The 25,071-nt window shown below is 70.7% G+C and carries 31 protein-coding genes and 1 pseudogene; 19 read left to right on the top strand and 13 right to left on the bottom strand.

The features are described 5' to 3' along the window. From BBK82_RS46125 to BBK82_RS46105, 5 genes are all read right to left on the bottom strand, one after another. Positions 1–963, bottom strand: coding sequence for an AAA family ATPase (locus BBK82_RS46125; protein WP_065920554.1), 963 nt, complete (start codon positions 961–963; stop codon positions 1–3). Then, positions 960–1,988 carry a DUF4350 domain-containing protein gene (locus BBK82_RS46120; protein ID WP_218920551.1) on the bottom strand — a complete coding sequence of 343 codons (1,029 nt, stop codon included), beginning with the start codon at positions 1,986–1,988 and terminating at the stop codon, positions 960–962. Before BBK82_RS46120 ends, BBK82_RS46125 begins: the two co-directional genes overlap by 4 nt. After that, positions 1,985–2,584 (bottom strand): DUF4129 domain-containing protein, encoded by a 600-nt coding sequence (locus tag BBK82_RS46115; RefSeq protein WP_065920553.1) that lies wholly within the window; start codon positions 2,582–2,584, stop codon positions 1,985–1,987. The genes BBK82_RS46120 and BBK82_RS46115 overlap by 4 nt, the downstream gene beginning before the upstream one ends. Continuing rightward, positions 2,571–3,554, bottom strand: coding sequence for a DUF7847 domain-containing protein (locus tag BBK82_RS46110; RefSeq protein WP_065920552.1), 984 nt, complete (start codon positions 3,552–3,554; stop codon positions 2,571–2,573). Before BBK82_RS46110 ends, BBK82_RS46115 begins: the two co-directional genes overlap by 14 nt. Before the next feature lie 81 nt (positions 3,555–3,635). Then, positions 3,636–4,235, bottom strand: a complete 600-nt coding sequence (locus tag BBK82_RS46105; RefSeq protein WP_237047952.1) for a uridine kinase family protein — start codon at positions 4,233–4,235, stop codon at positions 3,636–3,638. 81 nt (positions 4,236–4,316) lie between these two features. On the opposite strand from BBK82_RS46105, the gene BBK82_RS46100 reads away from it, so the two are divergent. The 7 genes from BBK82_RS46100 to BBK82_RS46070 all read left to right on the top strand — a co-directional run bounded on the left by BBK82_RS46100 (position 4,317) and on the right by BBK82_RS46070 (position 9,516). Next, complete coding sequence (locus BBK82_RS46100; RefSeq protein WP_065920550.1) at positions 4,317–5,666, top strand: replication-associated recombination protein A; 1,350 nt, start codon at positions 4,317–4,319, stop codon at positions 5,664–5,666. Between the two features lie 31 nt (positions 5,667–5,697). Further along, the gene (locus BBK82_RS46095) at positions 5,698–6,084 is read left to right on the top strand and encodes a RidA family protein (protein ID WP_065920549.1); all 387 of its coding nucleotides are present in this window, start codon (positions 5,698–5,700) and stop codon (positions 6,082–6,084) included. An 88-nt stretch (positions 6,085–6,172) separates the two neighbouring features. Beyond that, entirely contained in the window at positions 6,173–6,670 is a 498-nt protein-coding gene (locus BBK82_RS46090) for a YbaB/EbfC family nucleoid-associated protein (protein ID WP_065920548.1), read from the top strand. Further along, the gene (locus BBK82_RS46085) at positions 6,667–6,969 is read left to right on the top strand and encodes a hypothetical protein (protein ID WP_065920547.1); all 303 of its coding nucleotides are present in this window, start codon (positions 6,667–6,669) and stop codon (positions 6,967–6,969) included. Before BBK82_RS46090 ends, BBK82_RS46085 begins: the two co-directional genes overlap by 4 nt. Further along, the gene (locus BBK82_RS46080) at positions 6,966–7,964 is read left to right on the top strand and encodes a hypothetical protein (protein ID WP_065920546.1); all 999 of its coding nucleotides are present in this window, start codon (positions 6,966–6,968) and stop codon (positions 7,962–7,964) included. Before BBK82_RS46085 ends, BBK82_RS46080 begins: the two co-directional genes overlap by 4 nt. Continuing rightward, positions 7,961–8,884, top strand: a complete 924-nt coding sequence (locus BBK82_RS46075) for a DUF6346 domain-containing protein (protein ID WP_065920545.1) — start codon at positions 7,961–7,963, stop codon at positions 8,882–8,884. The genes BBK82_RS46080 and BBK82_RS46075 overlap by 4 nt, the downstream gene beginning before the upstream one ends. Further along, complete coding sequence (locus tag BBK82_RS46070) at positions 8,881–9,516, top strand: maleylpyruvate isomerase N-terminal domain-containing protein (protein WP_065920544.1); 636 nt, start codon at positions 8,881–8,883, stop codon at positions 9,514–9,516. The genes BBK82_RS46075 and BBK82_RS46070 overlap by 4 nt, the downstream gene beginning before the upstream one ends. Here BBK82_RS46070 and BBK82_RS46065 read toward each other — a convergent pair. After that, entirely contained in the window at positions 9,513–10,091 is a 579-nt protein-coding gene (locus BBK82_RS46065) for a GNAT family N-acetyltransferase (protein ID WP_218920550.1), read from the bottom strand. The genes BBK82_RS46070 and BBK82_RS46065 overlap by 4 nt on opposite strands. A 159-nt stretch (positions 10,092–10,250) precedes the next feature. Between BBK82_RS46065 and BBK82_RS46060 the strand changes: the two genes are divergently transcribed. Beyond that, positions 10,251–10,748: a DinB family protein gene (locus BBK82_RS46060; protein WP_065920543.1), complete on the top strand. Its 498-nt coding sequence runs from the start codon at positions 10,251–10,253 to the stop codon at positions 10,746–10,748. Between the two features lie 111 nt (positions 10,749–10,859). Here the strand turns inward: BBK82_RS46060 and BBK82_RS51345 are convergent, their stop codons facing one another. Next, positions 10,860–11,087 carry a hypothetical protein gene (locus tag BBK82_RS51345; protein WP_154697900.1) on the bottom strand — a complete coding sequence of 76 codons (228 nt, stop codon included), beginning with the start codon at positions 11,085–11,087 and terminating at the stop codon, positions 10,860–10,862. Positions 11,088–11,225: 138 nt separating this feature from the next. Here BBK82_RS51345 and BBK82_RS46055 point away from each other — a divergent pair, with 138 nt between their 5' ends. Genes BBK82_RS46055 through BBK82_RS46025 form a run of 7 tightly spaced genes read left to right on the top strand, consistent with a single transcriptional unit; the run spans position 11,226 to position 17,603 of the window. After that, entirely contained in the window at positions 11,226–11,630 is a 405-nt protein-coding gene (locus BBK82_RS46055) for a DUF948 domain-containing protein (protein WP_065920542.1), read from the top strand. Beyond that, on the top strand, positions 11,627–11,896 hold the full coding sequence (locus BBK82_RS46050; RefSeq protein WP_065920541.1) for a hypothetical protein: 270 nt from the start codon (positions 11,627–11,629) through the stop codon (positions 11,894–11,896). The genes BBK82_RS46055 and BBK82_RS46050 overlap by 4 nt, the downstream gene beginning before the upstream one ends. 52 nt (positions 11,897–11,948) lie before the next feature. Then, positions 11,949–14,618, top strand: coding sequence for an alanine--tRNA ligase (gene alaS / locus BBK82_RS46045; protein WP_065920540.1), 2,670 nt, complete (start codon positions 11,949–11,951; stop codon positions 14,616–14,618). After that, a complete protein-coding gene (ruvX, locus tag BBK82_RS46040) occupies positions 14,605–15,090 on the top strand; it encodes a Holliday junction resolvase RuvX (RefSeq protein WP_065920539.1) in 486 nt (161 codons plus the stop codon). The genes alaS and ruvX overlap by 14 nt, the downstream gene beginning before the upstream one ends. Further along, positions 15,087–16,292 carry an endolytic transglycosylase MltG gene (gene mltG / locus BBK82_RS46035; RefSeq protein WP_065920538.1) on the top strand — a complete coding sequence of 402 codons (1,206 nt, stop codon included), beginning with the start codon at positions 15,087–15,089 and terminating at the stop codon, positions 16,290–16,292. Before ruvX ends, mltG begins: the two co-directional genes overlap by 4 nt. A gap of 14 nt (positions 16,293–16,306) precedes the next feature. Beyond that, the gene (locus BBK82_RS46030) at positions 16,307–17,110 is read left to right on the top strand and encodes a shikimate dehydrogenase (protein ID WP_065921901.1); all 804 of its coding nucleotides are present in this window, start codon (positions 16,307–16,309) and stop codon (positions 17,108–17,110) included. 19 nt (positions 17,111–17,129) lie between these two features. Next, positions 17,130–17,603 carry a DUF6985 domain-containing protein gene (locus BBK82_RS46025; protein WP_065920537.1) on the top strand — a complete coding sequence of 158 codons (474 nt, stop codon included), beginning with the start codon at positions 17,130–17,132 and terminating at the stop codon, positions 17,601–17,603. Here the strand turns inward: BBK82_RS46025 and BBK82_RS46020 are convergent. From BBK82_RS46020 to BBK82_RS46010, 3 genes are read right to left on the bottom strand one after another with little or no spacing between them, the layout of a single operon-like run. Continuing rightward, entirely contained in the window at positions 17,600–17,965 is a 366-nt protein-coding gene (locus BBK82_RS46020) for a hypothetical protein (protein WP_154697899.1), read from the bottom strand. The genes BBK82_RS46025 and BBK82_RS46020 overlap by 4 nt on opposite strands. Positions 17,966–17,982: 17 nt before the next feature. After that, positions 17,983–19,326, bottom strand: coding sequence for a sensor histidine kinase (locus BBK82_RS46015; protein WP_237047951.1), 1,344 nt, complete (start codon positions 19,324–19,326; stop codon positions 17,983–17,985). Between the two features lie 10 nt (positions 19,327–19,336). Beyond that, positions 19,337–20,011: a response regulator transcription factor gene (locus BBK82_RS46010; RefSeq protein ID WP_065920535.1), complete on the bottom strand. Its 675-nt coding sequence runs from the start codon at positions 20,009–20,011 to the stop codon at positions 19,337–19,339. Between the two features lie 102 nt (positions 20,012–20,113). On the opposite strand from BBK82_RS46010, the pseudogene BBK82_RS55465 reads away from it, so the two are divergent. Beyond that, positions 20,114–20,557, top strand: a pseudogene (locus tag BBK82_RS55465) (phosphatase PAP2 family protein); the annotation flags it as partial. A 279-nt stretch (positions 20,558–20,836) separates the two neighbouring features. On the opposite strand, the gene BBK82_RS52195 reads toward BBK82_RS55465, so the two are convergent. The 3 genes from BBK82_RS52195 to BBK82_RS45995 are packed head-to-tail and all read right to left on the bottom strand — an operon-like array spanning position 20,837 to position 23,220. Then, complete coding sequence (locus BBK82_RS52195) at positions 20,837–21,103, bottom strand: HPr family phosphocarrier protein (protein ID WP_071812907.1); 267 nt, start codon at positions 21,101–21,103, stop codon at positions 20,837–20,839. 33 nt (positions 21,104–21,136) lie between these two features. After that, positions 21,137–22,468: a PTS transporter subunit EIIC gene (locus tag BBK82_RS46000; protein WP_083268650.1), complete on the bottom strand. Its 1,332-nt coding sequence runs from the start codon at positions 22,466–22,468 to the stop codon at positions 21,137–21,139. Then, a complete protein-coding gene (locus BBK82_RS45995; protein ID WP_065920533.1) occupies positions 22,465–23,220 on the bottom strand; it encodes a GntR family transcriptional regulator in 756 nt (251 codons plus the stop codon). Before BBK82_RS45995 ends, BBK82_RS46000 begins: the two co-directional genes overlap by 4 nt. 111 nt (positions 23,221–23,331) lie before the next feature. Here BBK82_RS45995 and BBK82_RS45990 point away from each other — a divergent pair, with 111 nt between their 5' ends. The 3 genes from BBK82_RS45990 to BBK82_RS45980 all read left to right on the top strand — a co-directional run bounded on the left by BBK82_RS45990 (position 23,332) and on the right by BBK82_RS45980 (position 25,070). After that, the gene (locus BBK82_RS45990; protein ID WP_065920532.1) at positions 23,332–23,568 is read left to right on the top strand and encodes a PTS sugar transporter subunit IIB; all 237 of its coding nucleotides are present in this window, start codon (positions 23,332–23,334) and stop codon (positions 23,566–23,568) included. Further along, complete coding sequence (locus BBK82_RS45985; protein WP_065920531.1) at positions 23,565–24,020, top strand: PTS sugar transporter subunit IIA; 456 nt, start codon at positions 23,565–23,567, stop codon at positions 24,018–24,020. Before BBK82_RS45990 ends, BBK82_RS45985 begins: the two co-directional genes overlap by 4 nt. A gap of 597 nt (positions 24,021–24,617) precedes the next feature. Next, positions 24,618–25,070: a prepilin peptidase gene (locus BBK82_RS45980; protein ID WP_065920530.1), complete on the top strand. Its 453-nt coding sequence runs from the start codon at positions 24,618–24,620 to the stop codon at positions 25,068–25,070. Position 25,071 lies beyond the last annotated feature (1 nt).

Genomic DNA, 25,071 nt, shown 5'->3' with positions numbered 1-25,071 from the left:
TCAGCGCGGCACCGCGACGGCCCCGAGCACGCCGTCCAGCACGCCGTCCGCCGTCACGCCCTCCAGCTCGACCTCCGGGCGCAGCTCCAGCCGGTGCCGCAACGCGGGCCTCGCCAGCGACTTCACGTCGTCCGGCGTCACGTAGTCGCGGCCGGACAGCCACGCCCACGCCCGTGCCGCCGCGAGCAGAGCCGTTGCGCCACGCGGAGATACGCCCAGCCGCACCGCGGGGGACTGGCGCGTCGCCCGGCACACGTCCACCACGTACGCGATCACCTCGGGTGCCACGGTCAACGCGCGCACGGCCGCCGAACCGGCCTCCAGGTGCTCCGCCCCGGCCACCGGCGACAGGTGCGAGAGGTCGCGCGGGTCGAACCCGGACGCGTGCCGGGTCAGCACGTCGATCTCCTGCTCCCGCTCCGGCACCGGCATGGTCACCTTCAGCAGGAACCGGTCCAGCTGAGCCTCGGGCAACGGGTAGGTGCCCTCGTACTCCACCGGGTTCTGGGTGGCCACGACGATGAACGGCGAGGGCAGCGGCCGGGTCTTGCCGTCCGCGGACACCTGCCGTTCCTCCATCGCCTCCAGCAGCGCCGACTGCGTCTTCGGCGGCGTGCGGTTGATCTCGTCGGCCAGCAGCAGGTTCGTGAAGACCGGGCCCTCGCGGAACGAGAACGCCGCGTTGTGCGAGTCGTAGACCAGCGACCCGGTCAGGTCGCCCGGCATCAGGTCCGGCGTGAACTGCACCCGCGTCGTCTCCAGGTCCAGCGCCTTCGCCATCGCCCGCACCAGCAGCGTCTTCGCCACGCCGGGCACGCCCTCGAGCAGCACGTGCCCCTTGCACAGCAACGCGAGGATCAACGACGTCACCGCGGCGTCGTTGCCCACCACGGCCTTGCCGATCTCCGTGCGCAACGCCACCAGCGCCGTGCGTGCTTCCTCGGTGGTGACCACTGCCGTCATCCTCTGCGCACCTCGTTCTCCAGAGCGTCCAGCTCGTCGGCCAGCGCGACCAGCCCCCGGTCGTCCACCGGCCCGTTGTCGTAGAGCAGCGTCCGCACGTCAGGTGCCGAACGCGATGTCCTGCGGGCGATCTCCTCGGACGGGTCCTCACCGGCCGGCACGCCCAGCAGCGGCGCCAGCCGGTCGCGGGTCGCCTGCCGCAGCCGCCGCCGCGTGCCCGGCCGCGTGCGAGGACCGGTACAGCCGGGCCCTGCCCTCCACCGTCTCGGCGCGCGCACCACGACCGGCAGCCGCTCCGGCACGACCCGGCCGAGCCTGCGGGCCCGCCACAGCGCGATCACCACGGCCGAGATCCCCAGCTGCAGCGCGGCGAAGAGCCAGCCGGCCGGGACGAGGTCGGTCAGCGCCTTCTGCTGCGAGCGGTCGGCCGCGGTCGGCAGGTACCAGACCAGCCGTTCGTGCTGGCCCAGCAACGCGAGCGCGAGCGCCGCGTTGCCCTCCTCGTCGAGGTCGTCGTTGGTGAAGACGCCGCCGAACCCGATCGTCGTCACCGTGCCGGTGCGCACCAGCGTCGAGTCGTAGCAGCTCTGCTCGCCGGTGTAGGTGAACCCGCCGGTCGTGGCGGCACCGGCTCGTTCCGCGAGCGGGCAGCCCGGCTGGCGGGTCTCGACGTCCACCCGGCCCAGGTCGCTCGCCGGTGCCACCAGCACCGTCGCCGCCGCGGCCTCGCTCATCCCGGCCAGGCGCACGGGGTCGATCAGGTCCGGGTGCGTGACGAGCAGCGTCGCACCGTCCACAGCGGACACGTCGTCGGTGAGCTCGACGCTCACCCCGTTCTGCCGCAACAGCTGCGCGACGGCGTGGCTGCCCTCCGGCTGGAAGGAGCGCGGGTCGAGCGAGCCGCCCTGGCCGCTGCCGCGCAGCAACGTGATCACGACCGCCGCCGCGAGGATGACCGCCCCGATCACCAGCGGGCCCTTGGCGGCGGCCCAGATCCGGCCCGCGTCGGGGGAGACCGCCGTCATCCGCGCACCCTGTCGTCCACGGAGACCACCTGCCGGTACCCCTGTTCCGTGGCGGTCCTGCCGCCGTACCAGACGTCGTCGAACTGCACCGCCGCTCCGCGCAGGTCGTCCGCGAGCACCGGCAGCGCCCGGCCCGCCTCCAGCGCCACCTCGTCCACGGTGCGCCCGGCTCGTGCGTCGAGCACGCCGCGCTGTTCCAGTTCCCGCACCACGGCGCGGAATCGTTCGCGCACTGCCTCGGCCAGGTCACCGGCGGCCGCGGCGCGTTCGGCGGCGGCCCGGTGCTCGGCCGCGGTCATGGTGGTGTCACCGAACACCTTGGCACCCGAGCGCAGCGCCCGGCCGGTGCGCCCGGTGCGCAGCCTGATGATGATCACGACGAGCACCACCACCGCCACGATGATCGTGACGGCGGTGATGCCGCTCATCCCGCCCGCGCCGGCGAACAGCTCGCCCAGCCGGTCGAGCACCCACTGCAGGACGCGTTCGAGCGGGTTCGGGTCGTCCGAGACGTACGACGGGTCGCTCAGCTCGCGGACGGCGGCGTCGCGGGCCTCGTCGCGGTCGAGATCGACGGGTACGTCAGACGCCACCATGTCCCGCGGCCCGCTGGAGTTCGATGTCCATGCCCTCGGACCGCATCCGCCGGTCGACGTAGACCAGCACGGTCACCGCGGCGGTGAACGGCAGCGTGATCGTCGAGGCGATGATCGCGCCGATCGTCGACAGCACCAGCGAACCGGCGCTCAGCGCGGCGGCCGGGTCGGCGGAGAAGCCGGTCGTGGCCGCACCGAGCAGGCCGAACGGGATGCTGATGATCCAGCTGATGATCCAGCTGATCACCGCGGCGAGCAGCAGCACGCCGAACGTCCGCCACCACGCGCCCTTCACCAGCGCCCGCGACCGGCCGAACGCGGTGCCCACGCCGGAGCGCTCCAGCACCAGAGCGGGCGTCACGAGGCCGAACAGCACCCACAGCCAGACACCGGGGATCACGCAGAAGATCGCGCCGACGAACACGATGAGGCCGGTCAGCAGCGTCGCGCCCAGCAACCGGACCAGCTGCGGCTTGAACTCCGCCCAGGCCTCCGCGAAGGAGACCGGCTGGCCCAGCACCGCGCGGCCGACGATCACGGTGATGAAGCCGGACAGGAAGACCGTGCCCAGGACCAGCAGCAGCACGCTGAGCAGCGTGCCGGTGAAGAAGCCGGCCAGACCGCTGGTCAGCTGGTCGATCGCCTCCTGCTCGGTGACGGTGTTCGGGTCGAGCGTGGCGACCGAGGTGAGGTCGTCCAGGAACGGCAGCTGCACCAGCAGACCGAGGATCTGGGTCACCGCGGCGACCACCGCGGCCGCGCCGATGATCAGCTTCGGGTGCTTGCGCATCGTGCTGACCGCGCCGTCGACGATCTCGCCGACCGCGAGCGGGCGCAGCGGGATCACGCCGGGCTTGATCGTCGGCTGCTGTGGCGGCGGTGGGGCGTTGTAGCCGTGCGAAGGCTGCTGCGGCTGGTTCGGTTGCTGGTGGGGCTGGTCAGGTGAAGACCAGCCAGGTGTGTCGGTCATCGCGGCTTACCCCCGTCGTGGTGTTGGCGGAATCCTGCCAGAAGCGCGCTGACGGTACAGGTCAACCGCGGTGCGACTCGATCACGAATTGGCAGTGGCCAGCTCGTGGCGAGCGCGGTGGGGAGTCATCGCCCGCATGCCCGCGTCCACACAACGGCGGACCACGACCGGTTGTTGACGCATGAGCCGCAATCCGCGCCGCAGCAGCACCGGAACCGGTTTGCGCGACTCGGCCACATCTCTCGCGAACCTGCGCGCGAACGTCACGGGCGCACTGGGCGCGAGCACGATCGCGTCCTTGAGCACCCCGGCTTCTTCGGCACCGTCCACCAGCAGGTCCGCGAACAGTCCTTCCGCGACGAACGCGGGCGCGTCACCCAGCTCGATGGTCTGCCAGCCGGTCCGTCGGTCCTCGCCGATCGAGTACACCGGCGCCTGCACCCGCCCGGTGGCGGACAGCTCGACGACCGCCTTGAGCGCGGCGTCGGCGTTCCACGACCCGATGTCGTCCCAGTCGGCCCTGCCGGCGTCGTCGCGGGGGAGCAGCGGGTCGTCGCCGTCGCGGTAGAAGTCGTCGAGGCGCAGCACCGGCCAGCCGAGGTGGGCGGCCAGGGTCGACTTGCCGGAGCCGGACGGGCCGGCGAGCAGGACGGCCCTCGGAACAGGTACTGGAGTGGGCACGAGGGGCAATCCTCGCACACCGGTGGCCGGTGTCCCGCAGGTCCGGACGAGACCTGCGGGGCACCGGCTAGGCTCGAACGCATGAGCGAAGGCTTGTTCGACGAGGGCCTGTTCGGCGCCACCGACGAGGAGAAGGCCGAGCGCATCGCGGCCAACGCCCCGCTGGCCGTGCGGATGCGCCCCGCCTCACTCGACGAGGTCGTCGGCCAGGACCACCTGCTCGGCCCCGGCGCCCCGCTGCGCCGCCTGGTCGAGGGCGCCACCCCCGCCTCGGTGATGCTCTACGGCCCTCCCGGCACCGGCAAGACGACCCTGGCCACCTTGGTCTCGAAGGCGACCGGCCGCCGGTTCGTGGCGCTGTCGGCGTTGTCCGCGGGCGTCAAGGAGGTCCGCGCGGTCATCGACGAGGCCCGCCGCCGCCTGGTCCGCTCCCGCGAGTCGACGGTGCTGTTCATCGACGAGGTGCACCGCTTCTCCAAGACCCAGCAGGACGCCCTGCTCGGCGCGGTGGAGGACCGGATCGTGCTGCTCGTGGCCGCCACCACCGAGAACCCGTTCTTCTCCGTCGTCTCACCGCTGCTGTCGCGGTCCCTGGTGCTGCAGCTCAAGTCCCTGACCGACGACCACGTGCGCGCGGTCGTCGAACGCGCGGTGTCGGACCCGCGCGGCCTGGGCGGCTCGGTCGTGGTCGAACCCGACGCGCTGGACCACCTGATCCGCCTGGCCGGTGGCGACGCCCGCCGATCCCTGACCGCGCTGGAAGCCGCCGCGGACTCGGCGGTGGCGTCGAACGACGGCGTGATCACCCTGCCGCTGCTGGAGTCCACAGTGGACAAGGCGGCGGTCCGCTACGACCGCGACGGCGACCAGCACTACGACGTGACGTCGGCGTTCATCAAGTCCATCCGCGGCTCCGACGTGGACGCCGCCCTGCACTACCTCGCCCGCATGATCGAGGCGGGCGAGGACCCCCGGTTCATCGCCCGCCGCCTGGTGATCCACGCCAGCGAGGACGTGGGCATGGCCGACCCCACCGCCCTGCAGACCTGCATCGCCGCCGCCCAGGCCGTGCAGCTCATCGGCCTGCCCGAGTGCACGCTGAACCTCGCCCAGGCCACCATCCACCTCGCGACGGCCCCGAAGTCGAACGCCGTCACCACCGCCATCTACGCCGCCATCGAGGACGTCCGCAAGGGCGCCACCGGTGCCGTCCCCGCCCACCTGCGCGACGGCCACTACGCGGGCGCCGCCAAGCTCGGCAACGCCCAGGGCTACCGCTACCCCCACGACGTCGCCGAGGGCGTGCTCACCCAGCAGTACCCGCCGGACGACCTGGTGGGCCGCGACTACTACGCCCCGACCGGCCGCGGTGCCGAACGCGCCGTCGCCGACCGCCTGCCCAAGCTGCGCCGGGTGATCAGGGGCGAGTAACCCGGTTGCGCGGCCCCCGCATGATCAGCCCATGGAACTCGTGCCGCACAACCCCTCCGACGGCATCTACCCGGCCACCTCCGACTACGTGCACGCCATGGAAGTCCGTGGCGCGCAACGCTTCCTGTTCGTCGCGGGCACCATGGGCCTGGACGCCGCCGGCGCGCCCGGTGCGTCGCTCACCGAGCAGCTCGACCTGATCTGGTCGAACATCCGGACCATCCTCGCCTCGGCGGACATGACCGTGGACAACATCGTGCGCCTCACCAGCTACCTGCGCGACGCCTCCTACGCCCAGGCCAACGCGGATGCCCGCACCGCCGCGCTCGGCGGACGCCCGGTGCCCACCACGGCGGTCGTCGCGGCGACGTTGGCGAGCGACTGGCTGGTGGAGGTCGAGGTGGTCGCGGCCGGGTGAGCAACTGTGTCGATGCGAGTAGTGGCGTTGGTCTGCTCGGAGTAGGCTCCGGTCGCGTTGGGTAGTCGTATGCACACCAGGGGCCCCGATGACCGATCCCGAGCAGATCCTCGCCAACTACGAGGGCACGCTGGCCGCCGCGCAACGCCGCAGTGACGCCATCCGCGAGACCCTGGCAACCCTGCAGGTGACCGAGCGCAGCGCGGACGGCCAGATCTCGGTGACCGTCAACGACGCGGGCAACCTCGTCGACCTCAAGCTCGGCAACGCCCTGCAGCGCCGCGACGGCGACACGGTCAGCCGCGAGGTGCTGCGCGTCGTCCAGGCCGCGCAGGGCAGGGTGGCGTCGACCGTGCAGGAGGCCATGGCCCCGTTGATGGGCGCGGACTCCGAGGCGATGCACATGATGATGGACAAGCTCCGCAGCGCCCAGCCGCCCGCCGACGCACCCTGGTCCCCACCGCACTCCGGCCTCGGCCAGATCGAGGACGACACACCGCCGCCACCCCCACCGGCGCCGCGCCCGCCACGGCCGCACCGCCCCGATGACGACGACGACTTCAGCGACGGCGGGTTCCTACGATGACGCACGCCAGCAGCGAGGCCGAGATGAAGGCCCACCTCGGCAAGCTCGACGACGTGGGCTCCCGCATCAACACCGCCGTCACCTCCGCGAACGCCACCATGGACCCGATGGCGTTCGGCCTGCTCGGCATGCCGCTCGCCGGTATCTGCGCGGCTGCCGCTGCCATCGCCACCAACGCCATCGAGAAGGCGTCGGACACCGCGGTCGAGCACTACCGCGAGTTCGCCGACATGGCGTTGCACATCAAGACCCACGAAGAGGCACGCGCGGCCACGTTCGACGGGATGCACCAGGGATGACGAACCCGCTGAAGGTCGAAGGCGAGAGCACCAAAGCCACCGAGGGCCTGGGCCTGTTCCACGACGCGGCCGAGACGGTGTCGGCGATCAGCCAGGGCAACTGGGCAGAGGGCCTGATGAACGCGGCCGGTGGCGCGATGGGCGTCGCGGGTTTTCTGGCCGACCCGCTGGCCGGTCTGGTGAGCGCGGGCTTCGGCTGGCTGATCGAGCACGTGCCGTTCCTGCAGGAGCCGCTCAACTGGCTGACCGGCAACCAGCAGGACCTCGACTCGATGTCGAAGACGTGGGGCAACATCTCCAACCACCTCGACCAGGTCTCCACCGACCTCAAGCAGTGGGTGAGGACCGACTCGGGTCAGTGGCAGGGCGAGGAGTTCCGCGCCTACGAGACCTCCGGCACCGGCCGCGCGGACACCTACGCGTCGGTGGCCCAGGGCGCACAGGGCATCTCGGTGCTCGTCAACATCTGCAAGACCATCCTCAACGTGGTCCGCGGCATCGTCCGCGACCTCATCTCCGAGGCGGTCGGCAAGCTCGTCAGCATCTGCATCCGCTGGGCCCCGGCCATGGCGGCGTTCGGCGCCGGTGTCGCGGGCGCCATCGCCGAGTGCGTCGCCACCGCCGTGAAGTACGCGAACAAGGCGCTCGGTTGGTGCAAGAAGCTGTCCAAGGCGTTCAGCAACGCCACCGGCCTCTTCGGCAAGTTGGACAACGTGTTCCAGGGCGCCATGAACGCACTCGACAAGTTCGCCAAGAGCACGAAGAGCGGCGTCGACGGCTTCTACGTGGCCAACGCGATCAAGAGCCTGCCGACGAACGCCGACGCGTTGAAGCACGGCGTGAGCGAGGCCAAGAAACACCTCGTGGACGGTGTGAAGGACGCTCCGGCGGCCTCCGTCCCCAAGCTGGCGGTCGACTTCGGCAAGGAAGCGGGCAAGGTGTTCGACAGCCAGTCGGGCAACCTGTTCGACTCGGACCAGAAGCAGGGTGGATGAGCTTCTTCCGTCTGATCGGGTTCCTGTTCGTCCTCTTCGTCATGCCACCGCTCGGCTACCTCACGGCGGCGACGGTGTTCACGCACTTCGGCGACCAGATCGAAGTGCGCGACACTCGCGGCGCTCACCTGGTCGCCGTCGCGAAGTCGTGCACCGCGCAGGAGCCGATCACGCTGACCGGCGGGTTCAAGACCTGGTACACCTGCGAGGCGGAGGTGTCCGCGAACGGCGGCCCGTCGCGCACGCAGGAGGCGCGCGGGTTCCTGAACCCGGACCTCATCGGTGTGCCGGTCGAGGTCGGCACCACCAACAAGGGCAGCCGGTTGGTCGCCAAGCACCCGCTGCACCCCACCGCGGCGCCGCTGCTCCTCGCCGCAACGGTGATCGGCTGGATCCTGGCGATGGGCGCGATGTTGTGGGTGCTGAGCCGCAAGCACATGCGCAAACCCCGGGTCGACTCCCCACCGGAGGAACAACCCGACGAGGCCTACATCCGCGGCCGCAAGAAGTGGCTCAGGGGCTCCTGGATCTTCGGCGCCCTCGTCCTCTGCGTGCTCGGCACCATCGTCTACTCCGGCGACGCCTTCGCAGGCGACACCACCCGGACCACCCTCGCCGTCGCCTCCTGGTCCCTCCCCGTCCTCCTCTTCCTCAACGCCCTGCGCAAGCTCTTCTTCTGGCCCGCCGTCACGATCTCCCCGACCGGCGTGGACTGGACGACCGACAAGCCCACCTGGGCCGAGATCGAGCGCGTCGACCTGTCCGCGCGCCACGTCCTGACCGTCCAGCGTGTCGGCGGCATGCCGCAGAAGGTGGGCCGGTTCGGGCCCGAGCAGGCCGACGAGATCCACCGCGCGATGCGGAAGTACGGCAAAAGCACTGTCTACCAACGGGAAGCGGCGGTAGCGTCGAGCGCATGACGATCACGGACGACTTCCTGACCGCCGCCCGCCAGGCGCTGGCGCTGATGCGTTCACCTCAGGTCGCCGACCGGTGGGACGAGCCGAGCGCGCTGCCGGAGTTCGGCGTCAGCGGTCTCGCCGGCCACATCGCCTACCAGGCCCTCCCGCTGCCCGGCATGATCGCCGCCGAGCCGGAGGACGTTCCGACCGTCTCGCTGATGGAGCACTACGCGCGCGCAGGGTGGACGGAGCTCGACGTCGACTCCGAGTTCCACACGCGCATCCGCAACGGCGGCGAGAAGCTCGCGTCCGGTGGCCACGCCGACCTGTGCGACCGCCTCGAACAGACCGTCGACGCGCTCGCGGAAACGCTGACAGCGGCCGGAAACCGCCCCGTTCGCATGCCGCACTGGGGCCCGTGGGCGGTGCCGCTGGACGAGTACCTGCTCAGCCGCGTGATGGAGTTCGTCGTGCACTCCGACGACCTCGCCGTGAGCGTCGGCATCGACACACCGGAGTTCCCGCGCCACGTGCACGAGCGGGTCATCGACCTGTTGTCGCGCATGGCCCTCAACCGCCACAACGGCATCGACATCGTGCGTGCGTTCAGCCGCAAAGAACGCGCACCGCACGACATCACGGCGTTCTAGCGCTTGCAGACCATCAGCAGTGCGACCTTGTTCGGCAGCATGATCTCGTCCGCGATCACGAACCCACCCGCCTCGAACGACCTGATAGCGCGCGTATTGCGCACGTCCGGCTCCATCACGATGCGCGTGCAGTGCGGATCGGCCTCGAACAACGCGTCGGCGAGGTGGGGGAGCAGCGCGCGCACCAGCCCCTGGTCGGTCATCGCGAGCTCACCCACCGCCAGCCGCAACCCCAGATCGTGCGGCCGCGCCCGGTAACACCCGGCCACCACGTCCCGCGCCGCCCGGTAGACCTCCGCGTAGATCACCGGCCGCCCGTGCCACCCGACCACCACGGGCCGCACGTCGTCACCGCCCAGCTGCCCGCGCAGCTCGTCCTCCCACCGCGGCAACGTCCACGCCTGCCGCCAGAACGCCGCCACGTGCGGCGCCTGGTTCCACCGGTGCACCAGGTGCAGGTCGTAACCGTCGGGCCGGGCGACCCGCGCCTCCCACGGCGCGTTCAGCTCCGGTATCGGCGGTGCACCCGCCGTGGCCTGCCTCCGGTACGAGTCGAGATGAGACACCGGCTTCACAGGGCCTCCAGCGGCAACTAATAAGGGTAGCCTTACCTCATTCGCGCAGGGTTGCTGTGTCAAGCCCTGTGTGACGGGTATTTCACAGGCAGTGACAACTCTAGTCAATGCGGAAACACTTCATTTAGGCCCGAACGGGTTGTCCCGTACAGTCGCACCATGCCTGACGAGCAGCGCGAACCCGTCCCGCGCGTCGACACCGGCGAACTCGCCGTCGCGCACGCGTTCCTGTCGTTCCAGCGCCACTGCGTCCTCAAGAAGGCCGCCGGCCTGAGCGACGAGCAGCTGCGCAAGGCCCTCGTCCCCAGCGGCACCTCGATCCTGGGCCTGGTCCACCACCTCGCCGCCGCCGAACGGTTCTGGTTCGGTCACCACCTGGCGGGCGGTCCGGAGCAGGGGAACCACGACGACCTCGACGAGGTCACAGCACCCGACCGCCCCGCCGCCGAGGTGATCGACGACTACCGGGCGGCGATCGAGGCCAGCGACCGCGCCATCAGCGCCGCCGACGGCCCGGAGACGCTCATGGCGATCCCGATCGACGGCACGCGCAAGTCGCTGCGCTGGCTCCTCGCGCACATGACCACCGAAACCGCCCGGCACGCGGGCCACGCCGACATCCTCCGCGAACAGCTGGACGGCGCCACCGGCCGGTGAGCCCGCCGCCGGTGAGCCCGCCGCCGGTGAGCCCGCCGTCGGCGACCAGTCGCTGTCCGGTGCCAGCACCGTGCCGTGCCGTGCCCTGCCGCTCGCCACTGCCGCGCCGCGCTAAGCCACCTCCGTCACGCGCCACCTGAGCGCCTCCCACGCCGCCGCTGCCCGCCGCCGCTGCCGCCGCGCTGCCGCCGCTGCCCGCCGCTGCCCGCCGCTGCCCGCCGCGCTGCCGCCGCTGCCCGCCGCTGCCGCCGCCGCTGCCCGCTGCCGGGTGCCGCCTCGCGCCGTGCCGTGCCGTGCCGCCGTGCCGCGCCGTGTCATGTCGCCGCCCTCCCGCGCCACCGCCCCACCTGCGCCACCCGCCCCTCCGATCACCTCCCACCCCGACGAAGATCAACTACTGGTGCCGCTCACTCACCGCCCGGCCCACCGGTAATCTCCTCAGCCAACCAAGCCAAACGCCCGTCACCAGGAGGATCCGTGTCGCCAGGGCAGATCGCAGCGCTGGTCGCCGCCGGTGCGTTCGTGCTGCTCGTGATCGTGCTGGCGATCGTCGCCGTCAAGGCAGCGCGGTTCTTCGACGAGGCCACGGTCGCGATGCGCAAGGCGCACGAGAACACCGACCCGTTGTTCGTCGAGGCCAACACCACGCTGACCCACGTGAACACCCAGCTCGAGCGGGTGGACGGGATCACGGCCAACGCCCGCGCGGTCACCGGCAACGTCTCGGCGCTCACCAGCCTGTTCACCGCCACGCTGGGCGGTCCGCTGGTCAAGGCCGCCGCGCTGTCCTACGGCGTGAGCAAGGCCGTGAAGGCCCGCCGCAAGGCCGTCGAGCAGCCGAACAAGCACGCCAAGCGCCGCCTGAAGCGAGGTGCCAAGTGAGCCGCCTCTTCTGGTTCGGGCTGGGTGCCGCGGCCGGGCTCTTCGCCGCGAAGAAGGCCGCCGAGGTCACAAAGCAGGCGACTCCCGCCGGTATCGGCGCTAACGTGGGTGAAGGCCTGCGCGAGCTCGCCGGCGCCATCGGGTCCTTCGGGGCCGAGGTGCGGGCGGGGATGGCCGAACGGGAACAGGAGCTGCAGGACACCGTGGAACGTCAGACGGGATTCACGCCGGGGCGTCGAGCGCCCAGGGCGAACGGGAAGCACTGACCGTTCGCCTCCGAAGCGTGCCCTGACCACTTTCCTCAGCAAGGACCTTCCCGTGCAGACCCATGAGATCATCAAGCGTTTCCGCGAGCACTTCGAGAACGCCGGGCACAAGTACATCCCCAGCGCCTCGTTGCTGCTCGACGACCCCAACCTGCTGTTCGTCAACGCCGGCATGGTGCCGTTCAAGCCGTACTTCCTCGGTGAGGCCCCGCCGCCCGCCCCGCGGATGACGAGCATCCAGAAGTGCGTGCGCACGCCCGACATCGACGAGGTCGGCAAGACGACGCGGCACCTCACGTTCTTCCAGATGGCCGGCAACTTCTCGCTCGGCGACTACTTCAAGGAAGACGCCATCCGGCTGGCCTGGGAGCTGATCACCAAGTCCCAGGGCGACGGCGGCTACGGCTTCGACCCCGAGCGCATCTGGGTCACCGTCTACGAGACCGACGACGAGGCCATCGAGCTGTGGCAGAAGGTCGCCGGCATGCCGCTGGAGCGCATCCAGCGCCGCGGTGTCGAGGACAACTTCTGGTCCATGGGCGTGCCCGGCCCGTGCGGTCCGTGCTCGGAGATCTACTACGACCGCGGCCCCGAGTACGGCCAGGAGGGCGGCCCGGTCGTCGACGAGGACAGGTACCTGGAGATCTGGAACCTCGTCTTCATGCAGAACGTCCGCGGCGAGGGCGGTGCCAAGAAGGACTACCCGATCCTCGGTGAGCTGCCGTCGAAGAACATCGACACCGGCATGGGCGTCGAGCGCGTCGCCTACCTGCTGCAGGGCGTCGACAACGTCTACGAGACCGACCTCGTGCGCGCCGTCATCAACAAGGCCGAGGAGCTGTCCGGCCGCAAGTACGGGGACAGCGAGGTCGATGACGTTCGCTTTCGCGTGATCGCCGACCACGCCAGGAGTGGCGTGCTGCTGGTCGGCGACGGTGTCACGCCCGGCAACGAGGCCCGCGGCTACGTGCTGCGCCGCCTGCTGCGCCGCATCATCCGCAGCAGCCGCCTCCTCGGCGTCACCGAGCCGGTGCTGCAGACGTTCGCCGAGGTCGTCCGCGACTCGATGGGCGAGGCCTACCCCGAGCTGGTCAGCGGGTTCGCCCGCATCCAGCAGGTGCTCAAGGCCGAGGAGGACACGTTCCTCCGCACGCTCGACGCCGGCAGCCGGATCTTCGAGAACGCCGCCGCCGAGGTGCGCTCCGACGGCCGCGCCACGCTGCCCGGTGACAAGGCCTTCCAGCTGCACGACACCTACGGCTTCCCGATCGACCTCACGCTGGAGATGGCCTCCGAGGCCGGTCTGAGCGTGGACGAGGACGGGTTCCGCAAGCTGATGGCCGAGCAGCGCGCCCGTGCCAAGGCCGACGCCGCCGGCAAGAAGACCGGCCACGGCGACCAGTCGGTGTACCGGGAGCTGCTGGAGCAGGGCCCGACCGAGTTCACCGGCTACTCCGAGCTGGCCTCCGAGGCCACGCTGCGCGGCATCGTGCTGAACGGCCAGCGGATCTCCTCGGCCAAGGAGGGCGACATCGTCGAGGTCGTCCTCGACCGCACGCCGCTCTACGCCGAGTCCGGTGGCCAGGAGTCCGACGCCGGCACGATCGTCACCGGCAACGCCGAGCTCGAGGTGCTCGACGTGCAGAAGGTCGCCCGCAAGCTGTGGGTGCACCAGGTGCGCGTCGTGAACGGCGAGGTCAGCGAGGGCGAGCACGTCGAGGCCCGCGTCGACCCGGAGTGGCGCGTCGGTGCCCGCCAGGGCCACTCGGGCACGCACGTCGTGCACGCCGCCCTGCGCCAGGTGCTCGGCCCGTCGGCCCTGCAGAGCGGTTCGTACAACAAGCCCGGCTACCTGCGCCTCGACTTCGCCTGGACCGGTGGCCTGTCCGGTGAGGCCAAGTCGGAGATCGAAGAGGTCTCGAACCTCGCCGTGCGCAAGGACCTGCCGGTCGCCGTGGTCTACACCGACATGCAGGGTGCCCAGGACATGGGCGCCGTCGCCCTGTTCGGCGAGACCTACGACGAGACGGTCCGCGTCGTCGAGATCGGCGGCCCCTGGTCGCGTGAGCTCTGCGGTGGCACGCACGTCGAGCACTCGTCGCAGATCGGCCCGATCACCCTGCTGGGTGAGTCCTCGGTCGGTTCCGGCGTGCGCCGCCTGGAGGCTTACGTCGGCATCGAGGCCATGCGGTTCCTGGCCAGGGAACGCGCCATCGTGCAGAACCTCTCCGACATGCTCAAGGTCGGCTCCGACGGCCTGCCCGAGCGGATCGAGTCCCTGGTCGAGCGGTTGAAGGCCGCCGAGAAGGAGCTCGAGAAGGTCCGCGCCGCCCAGCTGCTCGGCAACGCCGGGTCGCTGGCCGAGAAGGCCCTCGACATCCGCGGCGTGTCGCTGGTGGCCCTGGGCCTGGAGGGCGTGTCGGGCAACGACCTGCGCACCCTCGGTGGCGAGGTCCGCAACCGGCTGGGCAACCGGCCCGGTGTGGTGGCCCTGTTCTCGACCGACGGCGACAAGGTGAGCTTCGTGGTCGCCACCACCGCCGCCGCCCGTGACCTGGGCCTGGCCGCCGGCAAGCTCGTCCCGGTGTTCGGCCCGGCCATCGCCGCCCGCGGTGGCGGCAAGCCGGACCTGGCCCAGGGCGGCGGCACCAACCCGGCCGGTGTCCCGGAGGCCGTCACGGCCCTCACCGACGAACTGGACAAGGTGCTTGAGCAGCGCTGATGCCGCTGACGTCGACGACCCGGGCCTCGGACGGAGGCTCGGCGTCGACGTCGGATCGGTTCGCGTGGGAATTTCTCTCAGCGATCCGAGTGCTTTTCTGGCGACTCCGCTGGTTACCCTGCAGCGTGACGAGAAGCGCGGCTCGGACCTCACCGAGCTCGTACGTCTCGTGGCCGACCATGACGTCGTCGAGGTCGTGGTCGGTCTGCCGAAGACTCTGGCTGGTCGGCACGGCCCGGCAGCGGAGGCGGCGACCGCGTACGCTGCCGCCTTGGCCGCGCGCGTGGCTCCGGTTCCGGTCCGGCTGAGTGACGAACGGCTGACGACGGTCGTGGTGAGCCGGGTGCTGGCGCAGCGCGGTGTGAAGGGCAAGAAGCAGCGTGCCGTGGTCGACCAGGCCGCTGCGGTCGAGATCCTGCAGTCTTGGCTGGATGCACGGGCACGAACCGTGGCCCGAAAGGATGAGGCGTGAGCGACGATCTCGGGTTGTTCGATCGCGACGTCGATGAGCGACGTGTCGTGAAGAGGGACAACAGCGCGGCCCGCAAGGCGAAGAAGCGCAAGAAGACCGTGCTGTGGCTGGTCGTCGCGCTGATCCTCGCCGTCGGCATGGGCGGGGCCTACTACGGCTACCGCGAGCTGCGCGGCATCGGTTCCTTCGAGGACTACGCCGGCGCCGGCGAGGCCGACGCCATCGTCGAGGTCAAGGACGGCGACGTCCTGAGCATCATCGCCACCACCCTCCACGAGGCGGGCGTCGTCGCGTCGCCCCGCGCGTTCACCGAGGCCGGCCTGAAGGACGCCCGCGCGACGTCGATCCAGCCGGGCTTCTACCTGATGAAGACCAAGATGTCCGGCGCGAACGCGGTCGCGAAGATGATCGACTCGAAGACCCGCGTGCCCGCCGTGCAGATCGTCGGCGGCATCAAGCTCGCGGACATCAAGGTCGGCGACAAGACCGTCAAGGGCATCTACTCCCAGCTCGCCGACGCGAGCTGCACGGAGAAGGACGGCGTGAAGAAGTGCCTCACGCCCGACGAGATCCGCCAGACCGCCGAGACGACCGACCCGCTCGCGCTGGGCGTTCCCGACTGGGCGCTCGCGGACGTGAAGCGCGCCGAGCCCGCGTTCCGGCTCGAAGGCCTCATCATGCGCGGCGTCTACCAGGTCAAGCCCGGTTCGTCCGCGGTCGAGCTGATCCGCAGCGTCGTCGTGGCCTCCGCCCAGAAGCTGCAGAGCATCGGCATCCCCGGCGGCACCGTCAACACCGGCTTCCGCCCCTACCAGGTGCTGGTCATGGCCTCCCTCATCGAGAAGGAAGCCATCGTCGAGGACTTCGGCAAGGTCTCGCAGGTGATCTACAACCGGCTGAAGAAGCCGATGCCCCTGCAGTTCGACTCGACGGTCAACTACAAGCTCAACCAGCCCCACATCCGCACGTCCGACGCCGACCGGGGCGCCGCGGGCCCGTACAACACCTACATCTCGCCCGGCCTGCCGCCGACCCCGATCGGCTCGCCGAGCGTCGAGGCCGTCCAGGCCGCCATCAAGCCGGAGCCCGGCAACTTCGAGTACTTCGTGAAGTGCGACAAGAAGGGCAACTCGTGCTTCTCGGTCGACTACGAGGAGCACAAGGCGAAGGACCAGAAGGCCCAGCGAGAGGGCGTCTACTAGTGCGCCAGGCCGCGGTGATCGGTTCACCGATCACCCACTCGCTCTCGCCGGTCCTGCACAACGCCGCGTACACGTTCCTGGGTCTCGACCTGGAGTACTCCCGCCTGGAGTGCAGCGAGGCCGAGGTGCCCGCCCTGGTGTCGTCGCTGGGACCGGAGTGGGTGGGCCTGTCGTGCACGATGCCCACCAAGCGCGCCGCCCTGGCGTTCGCGTCCTCGGTGACCCCGCGCGCCGTGGCCGTCGGTGCCGCGAACACGTTGGTGCGCACCGAGTCCGGCTGGCACGCCGACTGCACCGACGTGGACGGCGTCGTGGGTGCGTTGCGGGAGAAGGGTTTCTCCGGCGGCTCGCGTGGTGTGGTGCTCGGCGCGGGTGGCACGGCGACGGCCGCGCTGGCGGGCCTGTCCGAGCTCGGTGTGACGACGGTTTCCCTGGTGGTGCGGGAACCTTCGCGCGCCGCGGAGGCGCTGGCGTGCGCTGAACGGGTGGGTGTCACCGTCGAGGTCGTGCGGCTGTCCGAAGTGGACCTGGGTGAGCTGGCGGCGTCGTCCGACGTGCTGGTGTCGACGGTGCCGGCCGAGGCGACGGCGGCGTTGGCCGCGCAGCTCGCACGGGCGCCGCACGTGCTGGACGTGATCTACCACCCGTGGCCGACACCGGTCGCGGTGGCCGTCGAACGGGCGGGCACGGCGCTGGCGACCGGGCTGGACATGTTGCTGCACCAGGCTTTCGGGCAGGTGGAGCAGTTCACAGGGCAGGCGGCGCCGCAGGACGTGATGCGCAAGGCGCTGGCGGCGGAGCTCGCGGCCCGGTCCTGAGGCTCGTTAGGCTCACCAGGTGGAGATCCCCGGTCTCGGTCCGGTCGTCGAGGACGTCGAGGGCTACGGCCTCATCAGCGCACCCGTTCCAGTGCCCGTGCTGGGTGATGACCCCAGACCGGTCCGCCTCGACGAGTGGTACGAGGACGACCCCGGCAAGGACGACTGGCACGCCGCCGTGCACACCTTCCTGGCGCTGGACCGGCAGACCCTGCACGACGTGGCACCCGCCGTCTTCGCCTACTACCGCGCCGTCGCCGAGTCGATCGTGCCCGAGGACGACTTCCCGCAGATCGCCGAACCCGCTGACGTCTGGGCGCACGTCGACTTCAGCCGCAGCGTGCCGACCGTGGAACGCGACGGCGAGCGCGGGCGCGTGTACGTGTCGATCGAGGCCGAATGCGCGTGGGAACCCGAGCACGGCCTGCAGATCGTCCTCCGCGACGGCGCCACCGTGACCAAGGTCGGCCCGTTCGACGGCCACCTCGACTAAGGACAGTCGAACCCGTCCGGCAGCCCGTTCACCGTCGCCCCGTTCGCGAACGCCGTGCAGAACAGCTGGAAAGACGCCAGCTTCGACAGCGGCAGCATGTCCGTGGGCAGCAGGATCAGGTTCGACACCGTCAACACCGGCTGGGTCGTCTTCGGCACCTCCGTCCGCAGCCCGAGTTTCGTCTCCTCGTCGGTCAGCCCGCCGATCAGCGTCGTGATCGCCGTCGTGTTGTCCACCATGCCGGTGTGCGACCGCGTCCGCCGCACCAGCTCCGAGCCGTCGGCAGACACGAAGTAGACCGTCAGCTCGCGCACGGACACCGTCGGCGCGTCCGAGCCCGGCAAGACCGGTGTCGGCTGCACGCCACAGGCACTGACCATCACCAGGGCAGCCGCAACGTGAAGACCGCGCCACCGGACGGCCCGTCGGCGGCCTCGATCGTGCCGCCGTGCAGGCGCGCGTTCTCCCATGCGATCGCCAATCCCAGTCCGCTGCCCTCGGAACGTGAGCGGGCCGTGTCTGCCTTGTAGAAACGGTCGAAGATGTGGGGGAGTGCCTCGGCGGGGATCCCCGGCCCGCTGTCGGCCACCTCGATCTCGCCCGGCCGCACCGAGACGCGCACCGGAGCGCCGCCGTGCTTGAGGGCGTTGCCGACGAGGTTCGCCACGATCACGTCCAGCCGTCGGCGGTCCACCCGGCCCATCATCCCGGCGGGCAACGAGGTCTCCACCGACGAGGTCCAGCCCCGCGCGGCCAGGCTGTCCGTGACAGCGGTGCCGATGTCCCACTCGTCGAGCTCCAGGACGTTGCGGCCCTCGTCGAAGCGCGAGATCTCCATCAGGTCGTTGACCAGCCTGGTCAGCTTGCGGGTCTCCGCCGACACCAGCCGGGCGGCCAGCGCCGTGTCCTCCGGCAACGAGGCCGCGTCCTCGTCCAGCACACCCGTCACGGCGTTCATCGCGGTCAACGGCGTGCGCAGCTCGTGCGACACGTCCGCCACGAACCGGCGCGACGCCGCCTGCGAGGCCTCCAGCTGTTCGGCGGCCTTGTTGAACGTCCGCGCGAGCTCGGCCAGCTCGTCGGACCCGCGGTCGTCCACGCGCGTGTCCAACCGGCCCGCACCCAGCGCCCGTGCCGCCGCCCCGAGCCTGCGCACCGGGCGCAGCACGCCCTGTGCGGTCAGCAGGGCCAGGCCGAGCGCCAACGGCAGCACCAGGGCCACGCCGAGCCACGCCGCCTTCGCGAAGCTGTCGATGGCACGGGACGGCCCGCCCAGCGAGCTGTACGCCCACACCTCCACCCCGGTGGGCGCCCCGGACGGCTGCAGCAGCGGGATCCCGACCACCACGTACGGATCGGCCCGGTCGGTGCGCCGTTGCCACTGCACGGTCCGGCTGGTCTTCAGCGCCTCCCGCAGCTCGGCCGGCACGAACTCCAGGTCGGGCCCCGCCTGCGACCGCATCCCCTGGTACACCACCACGGACGAGCTGCGCAGGTACGTCGCCATCTCGTCGAGGTCCTGCTGCGTCGGCGGCACGGCCACGCGCGGCGTGTAGTCGCGGACCTCCTCGACCAACGGGTTCATGAACCCGTCCTGCGCGTCCGCGAGCAGCAGGTTGCGCGCGTTGGCGTACGACAGGCCCGCGGCCGCCACCGCGCCGAGCAGCGTCAGCAGGGCGAACGCGGCCATCAGGCGCGGTTTCAGGCCACGGAAGAACCTCACGCGCACGACCTCAGCGAGGTCCGAAGCGGTAGCCGAAGCCGCGGACGGTGTGGATGTAGACGGGCTCCGACGGCACGTCCTCGATCTTGGCCCTGACCCGCTGCACGCACGCGTCGACGAGCCGCGAGTCACCCAGGTAGTCGTGCTCCCAGACCGCTTCGAGGATCTGCTGGCGGGTCAGCACGCGGCCGGGCGTGCGGGAGAGCTCCAGCAGCAGCTTCAGCTCGGTGGGCGTCAGCGCGACCTTCACGTCGTTCTTGCGCACTTCCAAGCCTGCCCGATCGATCACCAGCGAGCCGTGCCGTTCGATGTTCGCCGGCTCGGAGACCGTGCGCCGCAGCACCGCCCTGATGCGCGCTTCCAGCACCCGTGGCTCGACCGGCTTCACCACGTAGTCGTCCGCACCCGCCTCCAGACCGGCGACCACGTCGAAGTCGTCGCCGCGCGCGGTGAGCATGATGATCGGGATCTCGGCCTGCATGCGCATCCGGCGGCACGTCTCGAACCCGTCGATGCCCGGCAGCATGATGTCGAGCACCACGATGTCGGGGCGGGTCTCGCGCAGCCTGTCGACGCCTTCCTCGCCCGTTCCCGCAGCTCGGACGTCGTGTCCCTGGCGGCGCAACGCCAGTCCGAGACCTTCACGCACCGCGGGGTCGTCCTCGACCAGCAAGACCATCGCCACGGAAGCGATTATCCGGTCGCGGCAAGATCCGTGCCGGTTCTGTTGCGAGACCATGACATTGCGGGGACGCTCCCGTAGAGCGGCCTGAGCACCATCGGACGCATGGCCGGAAGCTTGCTGGGATTCCTCTTCACGTACTTCGCGCTCGTCTGGACGTCGTTCGGGCAGAAGGCGGAGAACGCGGCGTTGCCGGAACTGTCGTTGCAACGGTCGTGGGCGTCCAACGTGGACATAGCGATCATCGTGGCCGCCGTGCTCGTGGTGCTCATCGCCCGCAAGAAGGCGTTCCCGCCGTTGCTGGTGCTCGGCGGGTCGGTGCTGCTGGCGCAGGTGCTCAAGCTCTACGTGCTGACCAGGCCACCGCTGGACGAGGAGGCGGTGCTGGTGCACAACAGCTTCCCGAGTGGACACACGACGGCTGCCGTGGCGGCGGTGGTCGCGGTCGTGATCGCGGTGCCGAAGAGGTTCGCGCTGCTCGTGGCGGTGCCGGGAGCGCTGGGCGCGGGTGCCGTGGCGGCGGAGACGGTGTCGCTGGGCTGGCACCGGTTCAGCGACACGCTCGGCGCGGCACTGCTGGTCACGGCCCTCGGGTTCCTGGTGCTGCGGAGGTGGACCGCGGGGCTGGTCGTGCCTCCCGCCGTGGCGGTCGGCGGGGCCTGGCTGGTGGTCACCTACCCGGCGGCCACGCCCTCGACGCTCTCGGGCGTGGTCACCGCGCTGGTGGTGCTGCACTTCGGATGGGTCGCGAGCGGCCTGCCGATCTTCTCGGCAGACCACCCGCGACCCGGTTCCGCTGACTCCGACGGCTCAGTCGACGCGGCCGACTCAGTCGTCGTGGTCGGTGGCGATCAGCTCCGCGATGGCGTCCAGAGCAGCATCCGCTCCGTCGCCGTCGGCGCTGAGCACCACCTCGTCACCGTGCATGGCGCCGAGGGTCATCAGACCCAGCACACTCGCCGCTTCCACGGCTTCGCCGCCGTCCTTGCGGATGGTGACCGCCACCGGCTGGTCGGCGGCGGCCTTCGCCAGCAGTGCGGCCGGTCGGGCGTGCAGTCCGACCTTGCTGGCCACGGTGACCCGTCGCTCGGCCATGATGGTTCCTCCCGGTAGAGCTGGTTGTCCTGACTACTGCTGCTCGCGCTGGGCGCGCCTCTCGCGCACAGCCGTGTTCTCACCGGCCGCGGCGTTCTCCCGCACGGCCGTGTCGCCGCTGCTGCCGACGACGCTCTCGTCGGCCTCCGGCGACTCGTCATCATCGCGTCCCGGCGTCTTCAGGTTCCACTTGGTGATGACCCACCGGAACAGGAAGTAGTAGATCGCCGCGTAGACCAGGCCGATCGGGATGATCAGCAACGGCTTCGTCGCGATGTTGAAGTTGAGCAGGTAGTCGATCGCACCGGCGGAGAAGCCGAAGCCGTCCTTCACACCCAGCGCGTTGGTGATCGCGAGCGAGGTGCCCGTGAGGACCGCGTGGATGACGTACAGCGGCCAGGCGACGAACATGAACGCGAACTCGAGCGGCTCGGTGACACCCGTGATGAACGAGGTGAGGGCCGCGGAGCCCATGATGCCGGCGATGATCTTCTTCTGCGACGGCCTGGCGGTGTGGATGATCGCCAGCGCAGCCGCGGGGAGCGCGAACATGAAGATCGGGAAGAAGCCGGACATGAACGTGCCCGCGGTCGGGTCACCGGCGAAGAACCGCTGGATGTCACCGGTCTTGGTGGTGTCGCCGACCTTGTACTCGCCGAACACCTGCCACACGAACGTGTTCGGGATGTGGTGCAGGCCCAGCGGGATGAGCAGGCGGTTGACCGTGCCGTAGATGCCGGCACCGACGATCGTGCTGCCGGAGACGAACTCGCCGACGGCGAGCAGGCCCTTGTTGAACCACGGGTAGATGAGGCCCATGACGACCCCGACCGGGATCATGACACCCGCGACGATGATCGGCACGAACCGGCGGCCGCCGAAGAACGCGAGGTACGGGGGCAGTTTGATGCGGTGGTACTTCTGCCACAGCACGGCGGAGATCAGACCGACCACGATGCCGGTCAGCACCGAGTAGTTGATCTGCTGCTGCTTGGCGGGGTCTGCGGCGACCTCCAGCACCAGCGGCGACATCGCCTTGAAGACGGCCTGGGTGACCACGAAGCCGACAACGGCGGCGAGCGCGGTCGAACCGTCACCACGACGGGCGAAGCCGATGGCGACACCCACCGCGAACAGCAGCGGCAGGTTGGCGAACAGGGCGTCGCCCGCGTTGCCGATGACGGCGGCGACCTGGTTCCAGCCCAGACCGTCCTTGCCGAGCAGGTCGGGCTGGCCGAGACGCAGGAGAAGTGCGGCGGCGGGCAGCGAGGCGATCGGCAGCATGAGGCTGCGGCCGAACCGCTGGACACCGGCCAGGCCCTTGAACCCGCGACCGCCTGTCGCCTCTGGGGCGCTGGCGCTCATGTGGTACCTCCCTTGGCGGAGTTCGGTCCGGAACCCGGGACGGTCCGGTCCAGTTGCATGGTCACCTGGTAGAGATCGCCCCGGTACCAGGACGTCACGTCTTCGGTCGGCCGGCCCTGAGAGCTGGCGACCCTGCGAAAAACGAGCAGCGGGCTGCCCTTGCGGACCTCGAGCGCCTTCGCGGTCTCCCCGTCGGCGGTCTCGGCCCACACGGTCTGCCGCGCGTGGTCGAGCTGGACCCCGTAGCGGGCCGCGATGATCTCGTAGAGCGACCCGGTCAGGTCGCACCTGTCGAGCTCGGGCAGCACGTGCGGGCTGTACCAGCCGCGTTCGAGGGCCAACGGCGCCCCGTCGGCCCTGCGGAGCCGGACGAGGCGGTAGGCGGTCTCGTCGGGGTCGAGCCCGAGCGCGGCCTTGCCACCCGGCACACCCTCACCGCAGCTGATGACCTCGGTGCTCGGCTCCAGCCCGCGCGTGACCATGTCCGAGGTGAACGAGGTCAGGTGCAGCTGCAGGTCGTAGCGCCGCTGTGCGGTGAAAGTGCCCCGCCCCTTCGCCCGCGTGAGCAGGCCTTCAGCGACCAGCTGGCCCACTGCGGCCCGCACGGTGATGCGGGAGACCCCGAACCGCTCGGCGAGATCGCGCTCGGAGGGGATGGGCGAGCCCGGCGCGAGGTCGTGTTCGGCGAGGCGACGCAGGATCTCGCGCAGCTGTGCGTGCTTGGGCTTGGGCCCGTCCACGATCTCGTGCACTCGCTCACCTCCTCGCTAGTGGTACTTTCCGGTCTAGACCAGTTGGTGCGGGAGAATGCTCCGCGCACAGAGTTGGTGTCAACCGCTGTTACGGGAACGAGAGGTACGAACGTGGCTGACAACAGGCCGGAAGCGATCCTTGCCGCGCTGGGCGGAGCCGACAACATCATCGAGATCGAGCCCTGCATCACCCGTCTGCGCTGCGAGGTCAAGGACGGATCCCTCGTCGACGAGGCAGCGCTGAAGGCCACCGGTGCCCACGGCGTGATCAAGTCCGGCGAGGTCGTCCAGGTCATCGTCGGGCCGGAGGCGGACACCATCGCGTCGGACATCGAGGACCTCCTGTGAGCGTCCGCGTCGGCAGCCCCGTGGCCGGCCGTGCGGTGGCGCTCTCCGCGGTCCCCGACCCGGTCTTCTCCCAGGCCATGGTCGGCCCCGGCGTGGCCGTCGAGCCTGCGCGTGGTGTCGCGGACGTGGTCTCGCCCCTGGACGGCACGATCGTGACGCTGCACCCGCACGCGTTCGTGGTGGCCTCCGCCGACGGCGCCGCGGTGCTGGTCCACCTCGGCATCGACACCGTGAAGCGCAAGGGCGAGGGCTTCGAGCTGCACGTCGTCAAGGGCGAGGAAGTGCGTGCCGGCCAGCGGATCGTGACCTGGGACCCGGCAGAGGTCGAGGCTGCCGGGTACGCGCCGATCTGCCCGGTGATCGCCCTGGACGCCTCCGCCGAGGCGCTCGGCGACCTCGTGGTGGACGTGGACGTCGCGGCGAACGACGCGCTGTTCGACTGGTCCCGCTGACCGGTCGCCCTGACCGGTCGCCCTGACCGGTCGCCCTGACCGGTCGCCCTGACCGGTCGCCCTGACCGGGTGCTCTGACCAGGTGCTGTGCAGGCTCGGTAGCGGATCCGCCCCGTTGCCGAGCCACGCCCGTCTCCCACGAGCCGCGCCGCTCCCACGAGCCCGCCGCTCCAGCCAGCCCCTGCCGACTCGCCTTTCACCGCTCCGGCCCACCCCGCCGCGCCCTCCGGCCGCGCCGAGCACCCGGTCACTCACGCCGCGCCCTGCCCCGCCGCGCCCTGCCCGCCGCGCCTGCCCCGCCGCGCCCTGCCCGCGCCCTGCCCCGCCGCGCCCTGCCCGCCGCGCCCTGCCCGCCGCCGCGCCCGCCGCCCCGCCCGCGCCCGCCGCCGCCCGCCGCCCCGGCCCACTCGGCGCCCGCCCGAGCCCCGGCCCTCGCCCCGCCTGCGCGCTCCTCCTTCCCCTCCTCCTTTCCCTCCCACCGCGACTTCCGGGCGTTCCCCCAGCCCAACCCCAGGCATCCTGACCCCGTGCATGAATGGACCATCCACGACACCGCGGAATTTGGTCCCGAGCCCCCAGCACGGGACCGTGGACGCCATGACCACGGCCCTGCTCGCGCTCGCCCTCAGTTCCCTGTGGACGGTCGCCCAAGTCCTCGACGCACCGCCCACGTCCTACGCGCTCGCCGCGTTCGGCGTGCTGCTCACGGCGATCGACCTGCGCCACCACCGGCTACCCGACGCGCTGACCCTGCCGCTCGCCGTCACCTTGCTGGCCCTGGAGTTCCACAGGCTGGGAGCCGCGGTACTCGGAGCGGTCGTCTTCGGTGGCGCTCATCTCGCGATCCGGCGGTGGCGCCCGGCCGTGATGGGCGGCGGCGACGTGAAGCTCGCGTTCGGGCTCGGCGCCGTGCTCCCGGTCCCGTCGCTCTTACCTGCGGCGATCCTCTCCAGCGCGGTCACGCTCGCGATCGCCGCGCTGCGCAGAGCGCGACAGGCCCCGCACGGACCGGGGTTGCTGGCTGCCACCTGGGCCTTGACGACGCTGTGAA

The organism is Lentzea guizhouensis, from assembly GCF_001701025.1.
GTDB classification, from domain to species: domain Bacteria; phylum Actinomycetota; class Actinomycetes; order Mycobacteriales; family Pseudonocardiaceae; genus Lentzea; species Lentzea guizhouensis.
This window is presented reverse-complemented; position numbering and strand designations above follow the sequence as displayed.

Coding starts and splice junctions, on each gene's coding strand:
- BBK82_RS46125 (WP_065920554.1), bottom strand. CDS start 963: ATGACGGCAGTGGTCACCACCGAGGAAGCACGCACGGCGCTGGTGGCG.
- BBK82_RS46120 (WP_218920551.1), bottom strand. CDS start 1,988: ATGACGGCGGTCTCCCCCGACGCGGGCCGGATCTGGGCCGCCGCCAAG.
- BBK82_RS46115 (WP_065920553.1), bottom strand. CDS start 2,584: ATGGTGGCGTCTGACGTACCCGTCGATCTCGACCGCGACGAGGCCCGC.
- BBK82_RS46110 (WP_065920552.1), bottom strand. CDS start 3,554: ATGACCGACACACCTGGCTGGTCTTCACCTGACCAGCCCCACCAGCAA.
- BBK82_RS46100 (WP_065920550.1), top strand. CDS start 4,317: ATGAGCGAAGGCTTGTTCGACGAGGGCCTGTTCGGCGCCACCGACGAG.
- BBK82_RS46095 (WP_065920549.1), top strand. CDS start 5,698: ATGGAACTCGTGCCGCACAACCCCTCCGACGGCATCTACCCGGCCACC.
- BBK82_RS46090 (WP_065920548.1), top strand. CDS start 6,173: ATGACCGATCCCGAGCAGATCCTCGCCAACTACGAGGGCACGCTGGCC.
- BBK82_RS46085 (WP_065920547.1), top strand. CDS start 6,667: ATGACGCACGCCAGCAGCGAGGCCGAGATGAAGGCCCACCTCGGCAAG.
- BBK82_RS46080 (WP_065920546.1), top strand. CDS start 6,966: ATGACGAACCCGCTGAAGGTCGAAGGCGAGAGCACCAAAGCCACCGAG.
- BBK82_RS46075 (WP_065920545.1), top strand. CDS start 7,961: ATGAGCTTCTTCCGTCTGATCGGGTTCCTGTTCGTCCTCTTCGTCATG.
- BBK82_RS46070 (WP_065920544.1), top strand. CDS start 8,881: ATGACGATCACGGACGACTTCCTGACCGCCGCCCGCCAGGCGCTGGCG.
- BBK82_RS46060 (WP_065920543.1), top strand. CDS start 10,251: ATGCCTGACGAGCAGCGCGAACCCGTCCCGCGCGTCGACACCGGCGAA.
- BBK82_RS52195 (WP_071812907.1), bottom strand. CDS start 21,103: ATGGCCGAGCGACGGGTCACCGTGGCCAGCAAGGTCGGACTGCACGCC.
- BBK82_RS46000 (WP_083268650.1), bottom strand. CDS start 22,468: ATGAGCGCCAGCGCCCCAGAGGCGACAGGCGGTCGCGGGTTCAAGGGC.
- BBK82_RS45980 (WP_065920530.1), top strand. CDS start 24,618: ATGACCACGGCCCTGCTCGCGCTCGCCCTCAGTTCCCTGTGGACGGTC.